Origin of the sequence: Tanticharoenia sakaeratensis NBRC 103193 (genome assembly GCF_000963885.1) — a bacterium.
GTDB lineage: Bacteria > Pseudomonadota > Alphaproteobacteria > Acetobacterales > Acetobacteraceae > Tanticharoenia > Tanticharoenia sakaeratensis.
The window spans coordinates 135450-153016 of sequence record NZ_BALE01000017.1 but is presented as its reverse complement, the minus strand read 5'-3'; the positions used below and the strand labels follow the sequence as shown (position 1 = coordinate 153016).

At 63.9% G+C, this 17567-nt stretch carries 20 protein-coding genes; 12 read left to right on the top strand and 8 right to left on the bottom strand.

What is annotated here, in order from left to right; genetic code table 11:
* Nucleotides 1-32: 32 nt before the first annotated feature.
* Nucleotides 33-431 (bottom strand): DNA-directed RNA polymerase subunit omega, encoded by a 399-nt coding sequence (rpoZ, locus tag B8446_RS07875; protein WP_048848791.1) that lies wholly within the window; start codon nucleotides 429-431, stop codon nucleotides 33-35.
* Nucleotides 432-921: 490 nt separating this feature from the next.
* Between rpoZ and B8446_RS07870 the strand changes: the two genes are divergently transcribed.
* Nucleotides 922-1524 (top strand): LabA-like NYN domain-containing protein, encoded by a 603-nt coding sequence (locus B8446_RS07870; protein ID WP_048848790.1) that lies wholly within the window; start codon nucleotides 922-924, stop codon nucleotides 1522-1524.
* A 146-nt stretch (nucleotides 1525-1670) separates the two neighbouring features.
* Nucleotides 1671-2087 carry a hypothetical protein gene (locus B8446_RS07865; protein WP_148505901.1) on the top strand — a complete coding sequence of 139 codons (417 nt, stop codon included), beginning with the start codon at nucleotides 1671-1673 and terminating at the stop codon, nucleotides 2085-2087.
* Between the two features lie 5 nt (nucleotides 2088-2092).
* On the opposite strand, the gene msrQ is transcribed toward B8446_RS07865, so the two are convergent.
* Both msrQ and msrP read right to left on the bottom strand, forming a co-directional pair.
* Complete coding sequence (gene msrQ, locus B8446_RS07860; RefSeq protein ID WP_084712173.1) at nucleotides 2093-2776, bottom strand: protein-methionine-sulfoxide reductase heme-binding subunit MsrQ; 684 nt, start codon at nucleotides 2774-2776, stop codon at nucleotides 2093-2095.
* A complete protein-coding gene (msrP, locus tag B8446_RS07855; RefSeq protein WP_048848788.1) occupies nucleotides 2721-3656 on the bottom strand; it encodes a protein-methionine-sulfoxide reductase catalytic subunit MsrP in 936 nt (311 codons plus the stop codon). The genes msrQ and msrP overlap by 56 nt, the downstream gene beginning before the upstream one ends.
* 117 nt (nucleotides 3657-3773) lie before the next feature.
* On the opposite strand from msrP, the gene B8446_RS07850 reads away from it, so the two are divergent.
* Both B8446_RS07850 and B8446_RS07845 read left to right on the top strand, forming a co-directional pair.
* Nucleotides 3774-4646, top strand: coding sequence for an NAD(P)-dependent oxidoreductase (locus B8446_RS07850; protein WP_048848787.1), 873 nt, complete (start codon nucleotides 3774-3776; stop codon nucleotides 4644-4646).
* 141 nt (nucleotides 4647-4787) lie between these two features.
* Nucleotides 4788-5393: a superoxide dismutase gene (locus tag B8446_RS07845; protein WP_048848786.1), complete on the top strand. Its 606-nt coding sequence runs from the start codon at nucleotides 4788-4790 to the stop codon at nucleotides 5391-5393.
* 56 nt (nucleotides 5394-5449) lie between these two features.
* On the opposite strand, the gene yajC is transcribed toward B8446_RS07845, so the two are convergent.
* Nucleotides 5450-5815 (bottom strand): preprotein translocase subunit YajC, encoded by a 366-nt coding sequence (gene yajC / locus B8446_RS07840; protein WP_048848850.1) that lies wholly within the window; start codon nucleotides 5813-5815, stop codon nucleotides 5450-5452.
* Between the two features lie 105 nt (nucleotides 5816-5920).
* On the opposite strand from yajC, the gene B8446_RS07835 reads away from it, so the two are divergent.
* From B8446_RS07835 to B8446_RS07820, 4 genes are all read left to right on the top strand, one after another.
* The gene (locus B8446_RS07835) at nucleotides 5921-6787 is read left to right on the top strand and encodes an ATP-binding protein (protein ID WP_048848785.1); all 867 of its coding nucleotides are present in this window, start codon (nucleotides 5921-5923) and stop codon (nucleotides 6785-6787) included.
* A gap of 86 nt (nucleotides 6788-6873) precedes the next feature.
* Complete coding sequence (locus B8446_RS07830) at nucleotides 6874-7389, top strand: RidA family protein (protein ID WP_048848784.1); 516 nt, start codon at nucleotides 6874-6876, stop codon at nucleotides 7387-7389.
* Nucleotides 7390-7444: 55 nt separating this feature from the next.
* Nucleotides 7445-8572, top strand: a complete 1128-nt coding sequence (locus B8446_RS07825; RefSeq protein ID WP_048848783.1) for an aromatic ring-hydroxylating oxygenase subunit alpha — start codon at nucleotides 7445-7447, stop codon at nucleotides 8570-8572.
* Nucleotides 8573-8582: 10 nt separating this feature from the next.
* Nucleotides 8583-9590, top strand: a complete 1008-nt coding sequence (locus tag B8446_RS07820; protein WP_048848782.1) for a bifunctional GNAT family N-acetyltransferase/(deoxy)nucleoside triphosphate pyrophosphohydrolase — start codon at nucleotides 8583-8585, stop codon at nucleotides 9588-9590.
* Here B8446_RS07820 and B8446_RS07815 read toward each other — a convergent pair.
* Nucleotides 9587-10483 carry an SMP-30/gluconolactonase/LRE family protein gene (locus B8446_RS07815; protein WP_048848781.1) on the bottom strand — a complete coding sequence of 299 codons (897 nt, stop codon included), beginning with the start codon at nucleotides 10481-10483 and terminating at the stop codon, nucleotides 9587-9589. The genes B8446_RS07820 and B8446_RS07815 overlap by 4 nt on opposite strands.
* A gap of 92 nt (nucleotides 10484-10575) precedes the next feature.
* Here B8446_RS07815 and B8446_RS07810 point away from each other — a divergent pair, with 92 nt between their 5' ends.
* Nucleotides 10576-11358, top strand: coding sequence for a competence/damage-inducible protein A (locus B8446_RS07810; RefSeq protein ID WP_048848780.1), 783 nt, complete (start codon nucleotides 10576-10578; stop codon nucleotides 11356-11358).
* 5 nt (nucleotides 11359-11363) lie between these two features.
* Here the strand turns inward: B8446_RS07810 and B8446_RS07805 are convergent, their stop codons facing one another.
* The 3 genes from B8446_RS07805 to B8446_RS07795 all read right to left on the bottom strand — a co-directional run bounded on the left by B8446_RS07805 (nucleotide 11364) and on the right by B8446_RS07795 (nucleotide 13651).
* On the bottom strand, nucleotides 11364-12320 hold the full coding sequence (locus B8446_RS07805) for an acetyl-CoA carboxylase carboxyltransferase subunit alpha (protein WP_048848779.1): 957 nt from the start codon (nucleotides 12318-12320) through the stop codon (nucleotides 11364-11366).
* 73 nt (nucleotides 12321-12393) lie between these two features.
* Nucleotides 12394-13326 carry a site-specific tyrosine recombinase XerD gene (locus B8446_RS07800; protein WP_048848778.1) on the bottom strand — a complete coding sequence of 311 codons (933 nt, stop codon included), beginning with the start codon at nucleotides 13324-13326 and terminating at the stop codon, nucleotides 12394-12396.
* Nucleotides 13327-13369: 43 nt separating this feature from the next.
* Complete coding sequence (locus B8446_RS07795) at nucleotides 13370-13651, bottom strand: hypothetical protein (RefSeq protein ID WP_053053762.1); 282 nt, start codon at nucleotides 13649-13651, stop codon at nucleotides 13370-13372.
* 84 nt (nucleotides 13652-13735) lie between these two features.
* On the opposite strand from B8446_RS07795, the gene aroB reads away from it, so the two are divergent.
* The 3 genes from aroB to B8446_RS07780 all read left to right on the top strand — a co-directional run bounded on the left by aroB (nucleotide 13736) and on the right by B8446_RS07780 (nucleotide 17484).
* On the top strand, nucleotides 13736-15436 hold the full coding sequence (gene aroB / locus B8446_RS07790) for a 3-dehydroquinate synthase (protein WP_084712171.1): 1701 nt from the start codon (nucleotides 13736-13738) through the stop codon (nucleotides 15434-15436).
* Between the two features lie 229 nt (nucleotides 15437-15665).
* A complete protein-coding gene (locus tag B8446_RS07785; protein WP_048848776.1) occupies nucleotides 15666-16805 on the top strand; it encodes an OmpA family protein in 1140 nt (379 codons plus the stop codon).
* A 175-nt stretch (nucleotides 16806-16980) separates the two neighbouring features.
* Nucleotides 16981-17484 carry a GtrA family protein gene (locus tag B8446_RS07780; protein WP_053053761.1) on the top strand — a complete coding sequence of 168 codons (504 nt, stop codon included), beginning with the start codon at nucleotides 16981-16983 and terminating at the stop codon, nucleotides 17482-17484.
* Nucleotides 17485-17567: the final 83 nt, after the last annotated feature.

Genomic DNA, 17567 nt, shown 5'->3' with positions numbered 1-17567 from the left:
CGTCGCGTCAGTCTGGTGTCGAACGCGGACGATCAGCGCCGTGCCCGGCCGCCAAGCTCGGCCTCGACAGATGCATCGACGTCATCCATCGACATCGTTTCCGAAGCATGCGCCTGCTCTTCTTCCGCGGATACATCCTGCAGACCGAAGATGTTCTGGTCCGTCGGGATCAGGTCCAGAACTTCCTCATCGACCGGCTCGGGCTCGGGAGCCCGTGCCAGCGACCGGACCAGATCGTCACGAAGGCCGTTGAGAGACACTTTGTCATCGGCGATTTCACGCAGGGCAACGACGGGATTCTTGTCGTTGTCGCGATCGATCGTCATTTCCTCGCCACGCGACAGCCCACGCGCACGCTGGGCAGCCAGCAACACGAGCTCAAAGCGGTTGGGGATCTTCTCGATGCAGTCTTCGACGGTAACGCGCGCCATGAAGGGGCAACCTCTTGAAAATACGATGCGGAGCGGTGCGCTTTTGCGCGTGATAAGCGTGCACTCCTACCACGGCACATGCCCCGGAGCAATCAGAATGCCACCATCCGCGATTGACAGGCTGGTCGTCAGGGATGATGCCGATGCGCGCCCCATGGGCAGACCGTAACGGTTAATACAGAATTTAACGAAAACCTCACGAATCATAAAAAATCGCATCGAATAGACGACATAATGTATCATATGTCTGATTTTCTCTGGCAGTAATCAGATGGCGGCCTGATTTTTACCGTATTTAAGACATTTTGTGAGAATCTGTTGACCTCGGAGGTCTGTTCTGAACCACAAAATATTGGCTATATCACACCGATATCTCAAACCAGCCTGCCCGCTCGAGCCCGAGTTCCCGATTGTCGCAGGCACCCCACTTTATTCCGCACCAATATAATAAGTTTTCCGAGATCGCATGACGTCTTCATGGAGATAAAACGTGATACTTCGACAGACCGAACGAACCGCCGTGTTCATCGACGGGTCCAGTTTATACTATACGTCGAAAAGCCTCGGTTTCGACGTGGATTATCGAGGCCTTCTGGAGTTCTTCCGTTCAAAGTCGGATCTTCTGAGAGCATATTACTATGCCGCCATGCCCGAAACCGATGATTATTCTCCGCTCAAACCTCTGACCGATTGGCTCTCCTACAACGGCTATATGCTGGTCACAAAAAACGCGCGCGAGTTTACGGATCATTCAGGAAGACGGCGTATCAAGGGCAGCATGGATGTGGAGATGACTGTCGATCTTCTGGAACAGGCTGACCAGCTCGATCATGCCGTGATATTCAGCGGAGACTCAGACCTGCGGCGTGCGGTCGATGCCGTCCAGCGCCGCGGGACACGCGTGACGGCTGTCTCGTCGTTGCGCGCATCGCCTCCGTTGATCGGAGACGATCTGCGGCGCCAGGTGGACAGCTTCGTCGAACTCGCTGATATCGCGAGCGCCTTTACCCGTCGCACAATCGACAGTCGTCCCCGTCCGACCCCGGTGCGGCATCCCGCCGACCTGGATGTCGACGAGGATACCGAACTGTGACCGATACTCTTCAAGACCCATCCTTACTGTCAGGCCGGAGGCATGACGATGCGGCAACTGTATGCGCCGTGTGTGTTCAGCCGACCAACGGCAGCTCGTCGTCCCTAAGCTGGACCGGGCTCGTCGAAGATGCTCAGTCCGCTCCGGTGCCGCCTCCTTCCTGCGACACCACCGCGCTCGTCATCATCGTGTCCGAGCTCGCGCCCGATCGCCAGTCCATCTTCGCGCCGTCCGACACCAGCCGGACAGTGCGCATCCCAACGCCACTTTCCGGGATGGCTGGCGACGCACCAGCGCTCTGCGTTCCACATCTGCGTGAGACATTGCGCCGTCTTCAGAATCTTCAGGCGGTCATCACCGTAGGCGCAAGCGCTCACCTGGCATTGCTGTCAGCCTGCGGCATTCCCATGACGCGCGTACCGTATCGTCCGGGCACGGTAACGCAGCTCCCGGATGGGCTGCATGTCGCGCCCGCGGAGGTCGACGGGAGCGCACATGGTGCAAGGCGACTGATGACCACCCTTGCCCATGCGATCGATCACGATATCGCCGACGCAGCCTGACGCGCTTATCCTGAGCGGACTACACGTCGACGGCCTGAGAATGCTCCGTGCACCACGCGCGCCAGGAGCAGCGCGGCAAGCAACCCGTCGTAGAGTTCGGACGTCGGTGTCGGCCGCTTGAAGGCCAGAAACAGGTGGATGCCTGCCAATATCGCGACGAGATAGACAAGCCTGTGCAGGCGGGACCAGCGACGCCCCAGTTTCCGGATCGAGAGCCGATTCGACGTCAGCGCCAGCGGGATCAGCGCCAGAAGCGCAAGCGCACCGAGGATGATGAACGGTCGCCGCGTGATGTCCCGGATCAGGATTGCGTCGTTGAAGCCGATGTCCAGCCAGACATAGGCCGTGACGTGAAGCACGACATAGATGAAAGCGAGCAATCCTAAGGCGCGTCTGTATTTCAGCAGGCTGATCCCCGTCACCCAACGGATCGGGGAAATCACCAGGGACGCCGCCAGAAACCGGATGGCCCACAGACCAAGCATTTTCTCGAACGTGCCGACCGGGTCGGCTCCGAGATGACCTTCGACGCCGCGCCAGAACAGCCAGACCGCAGGGATCAGGCCCAGGGGATAAAGCGGCCATGACGGGATCGCGCGCCACGTCCACGTGCATCGCGCGAGTTTCGGGCGTTCAGTAGAAATGACGAAGATCCATGCCGGTGTAGAGTGAGGCAACCTGATCGGCATAGCCGTTGAACATCAAGGTCGGCTGTCGCTTCTCCCCGAACAAGGAGCTGGAACCGATCACGCGCTCGCTGGCCTGGCTCCACCGTGGATGATCCACATCAGGATTGACGTTGGCATAGAACCCATACTCATCGGGGGCCATGCGCTGCCATGTCGTCGGCGGCTGATCTTTCGTCAGCCGGATGCGAACGATGGATTTGATTCCCTTGAACCCGTATTTCCATGGAACCACGAGACGAACCGGAGCACCGTTCTGGTTCGGCAGCGTCTCGCCATAGATCCCGAGGGCGAGGAACGTCAGCGGGTTCATCGCCTCGTCGAGCCGCAGTCCCTCGACATACGGCCAGTCCAGCGAGCCGAACCCGCCGTTCTGCCCCGGCATTTCCGATGGACGGTGGACGGATTCGAAGGCGACGTATCGCGCGCTTCCCAACGGATTCGCGCGTTTCAGGATCGCGGCAAGCGGGATGCCATCCCACGGGATGACCATCGACCATGCCTCGACGCAGCGCATGCGGTAGATCCGCTGTTCGATTCCGCCCTGGGCAATCAGGGCGGCGATGTCGATCGTCTGAGGCTCGGCTACTTCGCCTTCGATCCGCAGCGTCCAGGGCATCGGCTTGAACGCCCCGCTGTTCTCGGCGGGATCGCTCTTGTCCATGCCGAACTCATAGAAGTTGTTGAAATGCGTGACGTCCTGCTTGTCGGTCGGCGTGAGTGCGCCGGAGAACGGGCCGGTCTTCGTCGGAAGCGGCGCTGCGTGCGCGGACTGGCCGAATGGCGCCGCCGCCAGGCCCGCCATGATCGACCGACGCGAAAGATACGTCTCCCGGGGCGTGATGTCGGAGCCTTTCGGCGTCGGATACCGGAAAACCGTCATATCGGAGCTGATTCCTGGATTGGCCCGGCCGGGCAGGTTCGACTTTGAGGCAACTCTGGTGGACACTTCGCGTGTTGGATGACTGACATCCGCCATAGATCGAGAGGGCCCCTTGGCATGAGCGCAGAACGCAAGATCGGATTCATCGGTTTCGGAGCCATGGCGCGTCCGATGGCCGCCAATCTTCGCAAGGCAGGCTATGAAGTGGCGGCCTACACCCCGTCGGGCAAGGGCGACGACCAGACGGAGATGTTCCCCAGCGCCCGCGCTCTGGCGGAATGGTGTGACGTTCTCGTCCCGTGCGTTCCGAACGACGCGGCACTTCGGAAGTCGCTCTACGGCGATGACGGCGCTTTTGCCGGCCTGGCGCGCGGCGCGCTTGTCCTGAACACGAGCACCGTATCGCCCGACTGTGCCGAGGAAGTGGCGAAAGCCGGGGACGACCGTGGCCTTGCGGTTCTCGACACGCCCATGTCCGGCAGCACGCCTGAAGCCGAGGCCGGGACGCTCGTGATGCTGGTCGGCGGCCCGGACGAACAGGTGGAGCGGGCGCGTCCCATTCTCAAGGCGGTCGGCAAGGCAGTCATTCATACGGGCGGCGCAGCGTCGGCCGCTCGCGTGAAGCTCGTCGTCAACGGCATCATGGGTGGAACGCTTGCGATCATCGCCGAGGCCGTGGCGTATGGCCTGTCCTCCGGCGTCGACCGGGACGTGCTGTTCGATGCGCTGGCACAGGTGGCGGTCATCTCGCCGCATCATCAGCGCAAGCTGAAAATGGCGAAGGCCCGCGAATTCCCGTCCCAGTTCCCGACCCGGCTGATGGCCAAGGACATGGGGCTCCTGATCGATGATGCCCGCGCGGTGAAGAGCTTCGCACCGGCGCTTGCCGTGGCTGCACAATCGCTGTGTCTTGCGACGAAGCGACATGCGGATGAGGACTATTCCGCACTGATCGGCGCGATGGAGCGCAGCGTTGTCAACACACCCTGAGAGACGGTCCCGTTTTTCCGGCAAATCGTGCCGTGCTTGACGGGTGCGCAGCACAACCATAGCTCACACACGGGACCGGGCTGCTGCGTCGCACCTGATGCGGCATGAGTGAATGCCCGGCCAAGAACGAGGGAGACCGACATGGCTTTCGAACTGCCCCCCCTGCCCTACGGGTTCAACGCGCTTGCGAACGCTGGCATGTGCCAGGAGACGCTGGAACTGCACCATGACAAGCACCATCAGGCCTATGTCACGGCGCTGAACGGTTTCGTCGAGAGCAAGCCTGAACTTCAGGGCAAGTCGCTCGATGAGATCATCCTTGCCGTGAAGGGTGACGCGGCACAGGCGCCGGTCTTCAACAACGCGGGCCAGCATTGGAACCACATCCTGTTCTGGAAGAACCTCTCGCCCAACGGCGGCAAGGTTCCCGGCAAGCTGGCAGCCAAGATCGACGAGGATTTCGGTGGTCTGGATGCTTTCAAGACCGCCTTCAAGCAGGCAGCCACGACGCAGTTCGGGTCGGGCTGGGCCTGGCTGGTCCTGACGGACGCCGGAAAGCTCGCCGTCACCAAGACGGCCAATGGCGCCAATCCGTTGTCCGAGGGTCAGGGTCGTGCGCTGCTCGGCCTCGACGTGTGGGAGCACGCCTACTACCTCGACTTCCGGAACCGTCGTCCGGATTACGTGACGAACTATCTGGACAAGCTTGCGAACTACGAGTTCGCGGAAGCCGAACTTTCGGCCTGATCCGGATCGAGGCCCGGCCCCGCGAGGGACCGGGCCTTTTTCTTGCGTTTCGCTTCCTACTTCTTGACCGGAGCCGCGTCGTTCGCAGGCTTCGAAGCGCTGCTCAGGATCGTCGTGATCGTGCTGCGCAGCACCATGACGCGCACGCCCGAGGCGATCTCGACCTCGATCTCCGATGCATCGTCGCGTGACTTCTGAACCACGCCGATGATGCCGCCGGCCGTTACGATCCGGTCGCCGCGGCGGAGCGCCGCCAGGTCGGCCTTGAGCTGCCGCTGTCTCTGCTGCTGCGGGCGGAAAAGCAGGAAATAGAAGATCACGCCGACCAGAACGATCGGCATGAACTGGATCAGCTGCGCGACCATGGGGGATCCGAGCCCCGGGGCTGCGGCATAGGCTGGTGAGATCAGGGAAAGGGTCATCTCTGCATCCATGGAGTGCGCGCGGGCGACGGCGCTTGCGAGCGGGGTCCGCGGACCTATAAGTTCTGCGGCTGCGTCGTCAAGCATGGGAGCCGATGAGAACCGATGACCGCCGAACTGCTTGCTGTCGCCGAACGGATCGCACAGGCTCTTGAACGCCTTTCCCCCCCGCCGCCGGACAAGGAGGCGCTCGCGGGCGCGGACGCCTACCAGTGGCAGGCCTCGCTGGGCCGCCTGATGCCGGTTCCCCGCGTAGCCCATGTCGATATCGGCCTGCTGCGCGGCGTGGACCACCAGAAGAAGCTGGTTCTTGATAACACCGTGCAGTTCGCCCGCGGGCACGAAGCCAACAACGTCATGTTGTGGGGCGCGCGCGGCATGGGCAAGTCATCGCTCGTCAAGGCGGCCCACGCATGGGCAAATGCCCAGACCGGGGCATCACGCGGGCAAGGCCTCGCCCTGATCGAAATCCAGCGTGACGAGCTGGCAACGCTGCCCGCCCTTCTGGCCCTGCTGCGCGAGAGCCCGCGCCGGTTCATTGTCTTTTGCGACGATCTGTCGTTCGAGCATCAGGATGCGGATTACAAGTCGCTCAAATCCGTGCTCGACGGCGGGATCATGGGGCGGCCGGAAAACGTCGTGTTCTATGCGACCTCCAACCGCCGTCATCTCATGCCGCGCGACATGATGGAGAACGAACGCGGCTCCGCGATCAATCCCGATGAGGCTATCGAGGAAAAGGTCTCCCTCTCTGACCGGTTCGGTCTGTGGATCGGGGTCCATCGAGCGTCCCAGGACGTGTTTCTCGACATGGTCGACGCCTATGCGCAGGCACGCGGCATTGCCCTGCCGCGCGACGAGCTTCACGCACGGGCCAATGTCTGGTCCATGGGGCGCGGAGGCCGTTCGGGCCGTGTCGCGGTCCAGTTCATTACGGATCTGGCAGCCGAACTTGCCCAGCAACATGGCTAGATCCCGGCCGACGTGTTTACGGCTTGATCTGGCATGGTTTTGAGAGTGTTCTACGGATCATGAGAAGCCGTCATGGATCGTCGCGCATGACATTTGACGCGGGCCGCGCAGGCATCATCCTTGCGGGCATCGCGGCATTCGTGCCGGGCGCGGCTTCTGCCGCCGATCCTGTCACCCGCAGCGTTGATCCGACCCATCGCTTCCCGATTGCAACCGCCGTCGAGATCCCGGCGGGCTACAGCACGATCGTCATCAGCGGCACCGGGGCCCAGGTCGTGAACAAGAGTGCCGATCCTGCAACGCCTGTGGCCTATGGCGATACCGAGACGCAGACTCGCAGTGCGCTGGAGCGCATCCAGGACGAGCTCGGCAAGCTTCAGCTCTCGATGAGCGATATCGTGTCGATGCACGTTTATCTCGCCGCCGATCCGAAGCTTGGCCACAGCGATTATGCCGGCATGATGCGTGCCTATGGGCAGTTCTTCGGAACGAAGGCCCAGCCTAACCTGCCCGCGCGGTCGGCCATGCAGGTTGCGGCCCTCGTCAATCCGGGATGGCTTGTGGAGATCGAGGTCACGGCGGCGCGCCCGCCCCGTATGTAACGGCCGATCGGCGTATCCCTCCCCCCATGTTCCGCTTTGTTGTTTCAGGACCAAGATGACCCAGCGCCTCGCAACACCTTCCCCCGTCAGGCGCAGGCGCCTCAAGCCGGCCGCCGGGAGCACGCCATCCGTGGATCTGCGCCGCGTCCATTCCAACCCGGATTTCTGGTATCCTGTTGCCTGGTCAAGGGAAATCGGACGAGGCAAGACCATCGGCACGCGCTATGCCGGTCAGCCGATCGCTCTCGTTCGTCCGGAAGACGGCAGTCTCTTCGCGCTGGAAGACCGTTGCGCCCATCGTCAGGTGCCGTTGAGCCGCGGCAAGGTTCAGGGCGAGGCGGTCCAGTGCTGCTATCATGGCTGGGCATACGGCCGGTCGGGCCGCTGCATCGACGTGCCGTATCTCGGCAAGGGCAAGCTTCCGAACGGCGTGCGCACCTATCCGTGTCGCGAGCAGGCCGGGCTCGTGTTCATTTTCCCGGGTGATCCCGCCAAGGCCGGGACAACGCCCCTGCCCGATCTCTCCCGCAGCGTGGATCCGGCCTACAAGACGCGTCGGTTCGGCCGCCCGGTCGGCTGCCACTACAGCTTCATGCATGAGAACCTGATGGATATGAACCATCAGTTCATGCACATGAAGCAGATGGGCAAGATGAAGCCGCGCTTCCTTGGCGGCGAGACGGAACCCGGCCTCGTCGAGGCGCGCTACAGCTTCGCCCGCGTGGATGGCAAGCAGCCCTGGGGCGAAACCCTGATCTTCGGGCAACGGCGCGACGCCAGCGAGAAATACGCCAACCGCGACGTCATGACGATCCGCACTGAATACCCCTACCAGACGCTCCGGATCGCGCCTGTGTCGGGTGGCGATCCGGTCATGGATCTGTGGATCGTCTATACGCCGCAGGACGCCGACCAGCTGACATGCCGTGTCTTCGGGCTCCTGTCCGTCAAGCGCCCGAAGGTTCCAGGCGTTCTGGATCTCGCATGGCCGCTTCTGATCGGGTTTACCGAGCGCATTTTCCGCGAAGACCGTGAGATCGTCGAACTGGAACAGCAGGCCTGGCGCGAGCTGGGCGGCGACCACAATCAGGAAGTCTTTCCGGTCATCAATGCCCTGCGCGCGGCGCTTGCCGAGTGCGGCATCGCCCCGGAAACGGCGGCGGACGCCAAGCCGGCGGCCTGAGAGCCGATAGATGACGCCTGATCTTCAGGCCGGTCCATACCGGCTTCGTGCGCTGGCGCCATCCGATGCGGACCGGCTGCATGCGCTGATCAACGACTGGAGCGTGGTGCGGATGCTCAGCCGCCCCCCGTTTCCCTATCCGCGCGACCTGACCGACGAATGGATCGCGGAGACGGTCCGCGCCAGCACCGCCGGTAGCGCGTTCCATTTCGCGATCACGGACCCTGACGACCGGTTGCTCGGATGTGTAGGTCTGCGGATTCTGCCCGGCCGGGCGGCTTCCGTGGGATACTGGATCGGGCGTTCGCATTGGGGCCAGGGCATTGCGACGACCTGCGCGCGCAGGATCGCGAGCTGGGCCTTGGCGACGTTGCCGATCGACACGCTTCGCGCATGGGCGGCCATCGACAACCCTGCCTCGGCCGCCGTGCTGCGCAAGATCGGGTTTCACGAAACGGGCAAGGACATGCAGCGCTTCGCCTCGCGCGGCGGCGAGCATCAGGTGGGCGTCTTTGAGGCGAAACGTGCCGATCTTGCTCCAAACACCGAAAGCATCGCGGGATCGGACGAGGACCGCGCGCCGGTGCCAAAGCGCTTGATCATGGTCGTTGCGGCAGCCCTGGTGGATGCGCGCGGCCGCGTGCTGCTGGCGCGTCGCCCGGAAGGCAAACCGCTTGCAGGCCTGTGGGAATTCCCAGGTGGAAAGGTTGAACCCGGCGAGGAACCCGTTGCAGCACTCCGCCGGGAACTTGCTGAGGAACTCGGGCTCGACATGGCACGGACATGCCTTGCCCCTCTCACCTTCGTCTCCACACCGGTCGGTCGGAACGACCTGCTCCTGATGCTCTATGTCGGCAGGATCGGCCGGCAGGCTCCAGTCGGGCACGAGGGGCAGGCGCTGCTCTGGGCGCCCCCGGAAGGGCTCAGGGATTATGACATGCCCGAACCCGATCGCCCGTTGCCACCTCTCCTTCTCGACCTGTTAGGCCCAGCCGGCCTTCCGGCCGAAACGCCTTAGCCCGGCGACAGGCGGAACGTTGCCTGGCGGTTGCCCGGCACGTCGGTCCTGAGCGCGAAAAGGCTCCCGGCATGCGGCTCACGGGCCAGCACGTCGGGCTCCAGTCCCTTGCGCGCCGTCGTGACGAAGACGGTCCGGTGATCCGCGCCGCCGAACGCGACCTTTGTCACGTTGGTGCAGGGCATCGGGATGGAAGGGAGTTCGCTCCCGTCAGCGCGGAAGCGCGAAATCCGACCGCCGCCCCACGTACCGCACCAGACGGTTCCTTCGCTGTCAGTCACGACACCGTCCGGATAACCGTGATCGAGTTTGGCAAAGACCCGACGATTCGAAAGTGTACCGTCCTCGCTCAGATCGAATGCGTAGATCTCCTGCTCGGGCGAGTCGCAGACATAGAGCGTACGTCCGTCAGGCGAGATCGCGGGGCCGTTGCTGACGGTGTAGCCTTCGCCATGATGCGTGACGTCCAGCGCATAGTCCTTGTGCCGCACGCAGTAGATCGAGCCATTGGGCGCAGCTTCGTTGTCGTCCATCGTCCCGAACCACAGCCGGCCTTCCAGATCCACACATCCGTCGTTCAATCGGTTGTCCGGACGCTCCGGCTCGATCGCCTTGTGCTGGGACAGAGCCCCCGTCTCAGGGTCGAAGCGATGCAGACCGTCACGCAGGCCACACAGGAACGTGCCGTCATCGACCGGCAACAGGAAACAGGCCTCCGACGGTGTCGGCCAGCTGTGATGCGCGCCCGATTCGGGATCGAAGCGATGGATCTTGTGTTCACGGATGTCGACGAAATACAGCGCCTGTTCGCGCTCGGACCAGACCGGCCCCTCGCCCAGGGTCGCATGCAGGTCGAGCACGCAGCGCGGCGTGGAGTCGAGGGTCAGGGGCATGGCGTTTCTCCCGGAAACTTCAGATGATGCATGAACTTACACGACACGTATTGTCGGAACCTAACGCCCGCAGAACCCAGGAGAGTTGCATCATGAGCGAGACGGCCACACCAAAAGTCGGGACAAAAACCGCCTGCCTGCTCGTCATCGGCAATGAAATCCTCTCGGGCCGCACGCAGGATGCCAACATCCGCGCGGTCGCCGTCGCCTTGGGCGCGGCCGGGATCCGGCTCGACGAAGTACGCGTCATCCCGGATGTCGCGGAGACGATCATCTCGACGCTGAACACGTGCCGCGCGCATTTCGACATGGTGCTGACGACGGGCGGCATCGGGCCCACACATGACGACATCACGGCGCCCTGCGTCGCCAGGGCATTCGGTGTGCCGCTCGAACGACACGATGAGACATTCAGGCTGCTGGAAGCGACATTCGCGCCCGGCACGTTCAATACAGCCCGGCAGCGAATGGCGATGCTGCCGAAAGGGTCGATCCCGATCCCGAATGATGTCTCGGCGGCACCCGGATTTTCGATCGGCAATGTGCACGTCATGGCCGGCGTCCCGCGCATCATGCGCGCGATGCTCCGATCGCTCGTGCCGACCCTGCCCGGCGGCGCGCCGCTCGCCATGGCGAGCTGGCATAGCGACACGTTACGGGAAGGCGATCTCGCCGATGCTCTCTCGGCGGTTCAGGACGAGTTTCCCGCTCTTGATCTGGGCTCGTATCCCTACGAACGGCCGGACGGACGACGCGGCGTCGCGCTCGTTGCCAAAGGGTTCGACAGCGAACAGGTCAGGCGGGCCGGCGCACGGCTTCGGACGGTTATCGAAGGCCTCGGGGCGGTCCCCATCGAAGGGGAGCCGCCTGCCTGACGCTCTCAGTTCAGGGAGTCGCGGCCCATGCTGAGGAACTTCTCGCGACGCAGGGTCCGCAGCGTTGCCGAGTCGAGCGCGCAGAGCGGCTCCAGTTCTTCGGCAATCGCCTCGCCCAGCGCATCGACTGCGTCGAACGGCAGGCGCTGCGCGCCACCGATCGGCTCCGGCACGATGCGGTCGATCAGTTTGAGGCTCAGCAGATCCTGTGCCGTGAACTTCAGGCTTTCCGCCGCAAGGTTGGCCTGCTTGGCATCACGCCAGAGAATCGATGCAGCCGCTTCCGGCGAAATCACGGAATAGATCGCATGTTCGAGCATCAGCACGCGGTCGCCCGCGCCGAGCGCAATCGCGCCACCCGAGCCACCTTCGCCGATCACGCTCGCCACGATCGGCACTGGCGCGGAAAGACACAGGTCGATCGAACGCGCGATCGCCTCCGCCTGCCCGCGCTGCTCGGCATCGATTCCAGGCCATGCGCCTGATGTGTCGATGAACGTCAGGATCGGCAGGCCGAAGCGGCCGGCGAGCTGCACGAGACGCTGGGCCTTGCGGTAGCCTTCCGGACGGGGCGAACCGAAATTGTGTACGAGCCTGGATTCGAGGTCGTGGCCCCGCTCGGTCCCGATCGCGACAACGGCGCGCCCGCGAAACCGGCCGAGACCGCCGATGATGGCCTGATCCTCGGCACCAAGCCGATCGCCGGCGAGCGGCGTGAAATCGGTGAGCAACCGCTCGAAATAGGCGAGTGCGTGGGGGCGCTGCGCATGGCGCGCGACCTGCACTTTCTGCCAGGGTGTGAGCTTGCCGTAGGCAGCCCGAAGCTGCTTGTCGGCCTTCTCCGAGAGGCGCTGGACCTCTTCGTCGATGTTGATGCCGTCGCCGTCCGCCATCTGACGGAGCTCGGCGATCTTGTTTTCCAGCTCGGCGACCGGCTTTTCGAAATCCAGGAACTGACGCATCGGCGCGCCATATCACAAGGTTGCCGACCGCGATAGCGCCCGCGCTCCGTTCGTGCGCGATCGTGCCTGGCCCTTAGTGCGGCGTCCCGCCCGCAAGGGGATGATGCGCTTCCATGAGCTGGCGCAGCCGTTCGGTCATGACGTGGGTGTAGACCTGCGTCGTCGCGATATCGGCGTGACCGAGCAGCATCTGAAGCGCGCGCAGGTCCGCGCCCCGGCCGAGAAGATGGCTCGCAAAGGAGTGACGCAGCACATGGGGGGATACGCGCGCCGGATCGAGGCCGGCGCGAACGGCGCAGTCATGCAGGATCCGGTCGAAGGCCTGGCGTGTCAGTGGACGTTTCGGATCACGCCCGGGAAACAGGAACGGGCTTGCGATATCGGCGTCGCTCGCGCGAAGTGCCCGCATCGCCTCGCGCGCGCCTTCCGAAAGCGGGACGAGACGCTCGCGCCCGCCCTTGCCGCGGACCAGCAGCATCGGCCCACGGGCATAGGCCGCATCACGCGGCAGGCCGAGCAGCTCGGATATTCGAAGCCCCGCCGTATACAACAGTTCCAGCGCCGCCCGGGCAACAAGCGCCCGCCGCCCCGCCTCGGCATCGCCCACGGCCCTGGCATCCAGAAGACGCATCACCTCATCTTCCGAGAGGACACGCGGCAAGGTAACCGGCAGTTTCGGGCGCGCGGCCCGTGCAGTGGGATCGTCCTTGCGCCACCCTTCGCGGGCGGCGAAGCGGTAGAATTGTCGCAGACAGGACAGTCTGCGTGCCGCTGTCCGCGGTGCGAGTCCGCCTGCCGTCATCGCACGCAGGTAGGTCTGGACGGTTTCCGCGGAACCTTCCGCCAGCGTCTCGCTCCGGGACGCGGCATGTGCGCTGAAATCGTCGAGATCGCTCTGATACGCGCTGAGCGTGCGCGCCGCTGCACCGCGCTCGGCGGCCAGCATTTCCAGAAACGCTTCCACCTGCCCGCGACTGAGCGGATCCGCACCGTGAGCACTCGTCATGACTGTTTCTTGCGAACGACGGTCTGTCGCCGGCTACCGGATTTCAGTGCGCTGCCGATGTTGCGCGTTGCCCAGCCGGCGGCGTCGCAGCCGGAGGGGCCTGGACCGAAGGTGCGGGACCGTTCGCAGGCGATGACGGCTGCGGCATCACCGAGGCGAGCGACGGGGCCTGCGGCGTCACGGCGAAACGCCCGGCGGGAAAGTCCTTGTGGACGGTCGTCTGCTCGGGGGGAACCGCATTGGCGCCCAGCGAGAGAAAACCGGCCCCCAGGCCTCCGATCAGGAGGACCGGAACCGCGACTGCAAGAATTTTGATGAGCCGCATGATCGTGAGACGCTCCCTGGAAACGGTTTGCCAGGCGCCCGGCGCGCATGACGATTGAACCCTGCCTATGCTAGCGAAAGGCAAATGTCTGCACCATCCACCATAGAAGAGCCGGTCGGCCCGATGCCGGACGATGCCATCCCGGAGGCCGGGACACGCACTATCGTGCTCGTCGGCCTAATGGGTGCCGGGAAGACGACGATCGGCCGCAGGCTCGCCGCTCGTCTCAACCTGCCGTTCGTCGACGCGGACGCGGAAATCGAGCGCGCGGCCGGCTGCACCATTCCCGAATTGTTTGCCCGCCACGGCGAGGCTGCGTTCCGGGACGGCGAGCGCCGGGTCCTGCGCCGACTTCTGCTGGGGCCGCGATGCGTCCTGTCCACGGGCGGCGGTGCCTTCATGGACGCGGGAACGCGAGCCCTGATCAAGGAGCGCGCGCTCTCCGTCTGGCTGCGCGTCTCCCTCCCGGTCCTGCTGAAACGTGTCACAGGACGTCAGGGGCGCCCCCTTCTTGCCGGCCGCGACCCGCACGAGGTCATGACTTCCCTGATGGCCCTGCGCCATCCCATTTATGCAGAGGCGGATCTTATCGTGGATTGTGGAGACGACAGCATCGAAACCGGTGCGCAAAGGGTGCTGCGCGCCATCCAGATCGCCGAACCCGCACGGGTTCCCGTAGACCTCCCGGGAGAGCGCCCACACCGATATGACGTCGTGATCGGACCCGACCTGCTTGAGCGCGCCGGCGCCCTGCTTGGCCCGATCCTGCCGCAGAAGCGCTGCGTCATCGTCACCGACGAACGCGTAGCCGCGCTGCACCTGCCCGCGCTCCTTCGTTCCCTTGGTGACGCGGGGATCCGCACGGACGTGCTGCGCATTCCCGGCGGCGAGTCGTCCAAATCGCTGGCCCAGTTCAGCGAGACGATCGAAGCGCTGCTGGCGCTGCGGGTCGAGCGTCGCACCGCCGTCATCGGCTTCGGCGGTGGCGTCGTTGGGGATCTGGCAGGCTTCCTGGCAGCCAGTGCGCTGCGCGGACTTCCCTTCGTCCAGATCCCGACGACCCTGCTGTCGCAGGTCGACAGCTCGGTGGGCGGCAAGACCGGCATCAACAGCGCGTCCGGCAAGAACCTGATCGGCGCGTTCCACCAGCCACTCGCCGTTCTGGCCGACAGCGACGTTCTGGGAACCCTGACGCGTCGCGAGCTGGGCGCTGGTTATGCCGAGATCCTGAAAGCCGGGCTGATCTCCGATCCAGCCCTGTTCGGCTGGTGCGAAAACCACGCAGGACGCCTTCTGGACGGCGAGTCCGCGACACTGATCGAGGCTGTGCGGCGGGCCTGTGCGTTCAAGGCCCAGGTCGTTGCGGCTGACGAACACGAGCAGGCCGCCGATGGCGGGCGCGCGCTTCTGAACCTCGGCCACAGCTTTGCACACGCTCTGGAAGCGGAGTTCCATTACGACGGGCGGCTTCTTCATGGGGAAGCAGTCGGGATCGGTCTGGTTCTGGCGGCCGCCCTGTCCGAGCGACTCGGATATTGTCCCCCGCTCGTGTCCGAACGCGTGTCCGCACATCTGCGGTCGCTCGGACTGATGGCAGGCCTCGACGACCTTCCCCACCGCCTGAGTGCCGCGCGCCTGATCGAGCATATGAAGGGCGACAAGAAGATGCGTGACGGGCGTCTGAGCTTCGTTCTGCTACATGGAATCGGGCGGGCATTCACCAGCCGCGCCGTCGGGTCCGACGACGTCCTGGCACTTCTCCTCGAACAGGGTTGCGACGCCTGAAGACGCCTGAAACCGCTGTCTGACGGACGGGCGAATACCACGTCATATTGGCGCCAGAACAAACTGTTGCAATTGCGCCACTACGTCGGATCGTAATCGTCCACACCGTGCGAAGCGACTTACCTGCGTGGAACTGCCCGATCTATACGCTCTTATGCATCGCGCTGGGCCTGCCGCAGCAAAAATGATACGGCGGCTCGATTGGGTGAATAATTAAGGACGAGAGAACATGCGTCTCCGCACGGCACTTCTTGCTATGACGTCGATGGTGGCCGCCCCGGCCGCTTCGATGGCAAGCACCATCACTGGCCCGTATGTCGATCTGGGCGGCGGTTACAACCTCGTTCAGACGCAGCACGCCCACTTCTCGCCGACCACCCAGGCGGATGGCTCGATGGGCAACGAAGGCACCAAGTCGCGCTTCCGTCACAAGGACGGTTTCACGGGCTTCGGTTCGTTCGGCTGGGGCTTCGGCAACGGTCTGCGCGCTGAGGTCGAGGGCGTGTACAACTACTCGCAGCTCAACCATCGTCGTCCGACCTATGCCAACGGTTCGACCAGCGGTTCCGACCAGTCCTACGGCGGCTTCGTCAATGTCCTGTATGACATCGACCTCGCCCAGTTCGGCCTGAACGTTCCCATCACGCCGTTCGTCGGTGTCGGTGCAGGCTACCTGTGGCAGCACTACAACCCGACCACGACGGCCTACACGAACGGCAACATCAACCGCGTCGGCGGCACGAATGGTGGCTTCGCGTATCAGGGCATCGTCGGTGCGGCCTATGACATCCCGGGCGTTCCGGGCCTCGCCGTCACCGGTGAATACCGCATGATCGGCCAGACGTTCTCGGACGGCTCCTTCGCTTCGACGGCCTACAACTCGTCGGGCGTCCACAAGGGCAACGTGAACTTCGACCAGCGCTTCAACCACCAGTTCATCGTGTCGATGCGCTATGCGTTCGATACGGCTCCGCCGCCGCCGCCGCCGGCGCCGGTTGTGGTGCCGCCGCCGGTTGCCCCGGCTCGCACGTATCTCGTGTTCTTCGACTGGGACAAGTCCCTGCTGACGGGCCGTGCGCGTGAGATCGTGGCACAGGCTGCCCAGGCATCGACCCACGTCCAGACGACGCGGATTGAAGTCAACGGCTACACGGACAACTCGGCAATCCACCCGGGTCCCCGTGGCCAGAAGTACAACATGGGCCTCTCGATCCGTCGCGCTGACAGCGTGAAGGCTGAGCTGATCCGTGACGGCGTGCCGGCCAGCGCGATCGACATCCACGGCTACGGCGAGGCTCACCCGCTCGTGCCGACGGGTCCGAACACCCGCGAGCCGCAGAACCGTCGCGTCGAGATCATCCTGCGATAATCACGACGAGGGATCTTCGGCCATATCTCATATGGCCGGAGCCTGCGGAGACAAGGGCGTCCTTCGGGGCGCCCTTTTTTCATGTGCAGCGCTATTGTATGACGCGCGCTTCAGCGGGCCCGGACGAACCAAGGTGCAAAGCCGTAAACTCTTCTATCCACGCGGACGCGATCAGATGATCGGCCAGTTCCTGCGCTTCGGCGTTGTCGGGGCTGCAGGTTTCCTATGGGATTGGGGCACCGTGCAGACGCTTCGTCCCCTGGTCGGGCTCACGGCGGCCACGCTCCTTGCCTACTTCGTGGCCGCGACCGCGAACTGGGTGTTGAACCGTCTCTGGACGTTCCGCAATGTGACGCAGCGTGGCCATCTCGTACTGCAATGGCTTCGGTTCCTGCTGGCCAACAGCCTTGGATTTTTGCTCAATCGCGGGACAGTTTATACGCTTTACCTGACGGTGCCGCTTTGCAGCGCCCGACCTGAGCTTGCTCTCGCCGCAGGAGCACTCGCCGGGATGTTTGCGAACTTCAATCTGTCGCGAAAGCTCGTGTTCCGCGCGAAGGCCCCCGAAACGCCGCTCGAACTGGCCCGCATGGCGGTCGAACTTCCCGGCGACCCCATCACCGCCGCCACGACCGATCATCCGGACGAAGGCAGACCCTCGTCCGGGAGTGATCGCTAGATCAAGGCTATCAGTTCCAGCCGGCGCGCTTTCGCGCTAGTGAAGCGTTCACGCGTATCCCTTCACCGACACAGGACCGGCCG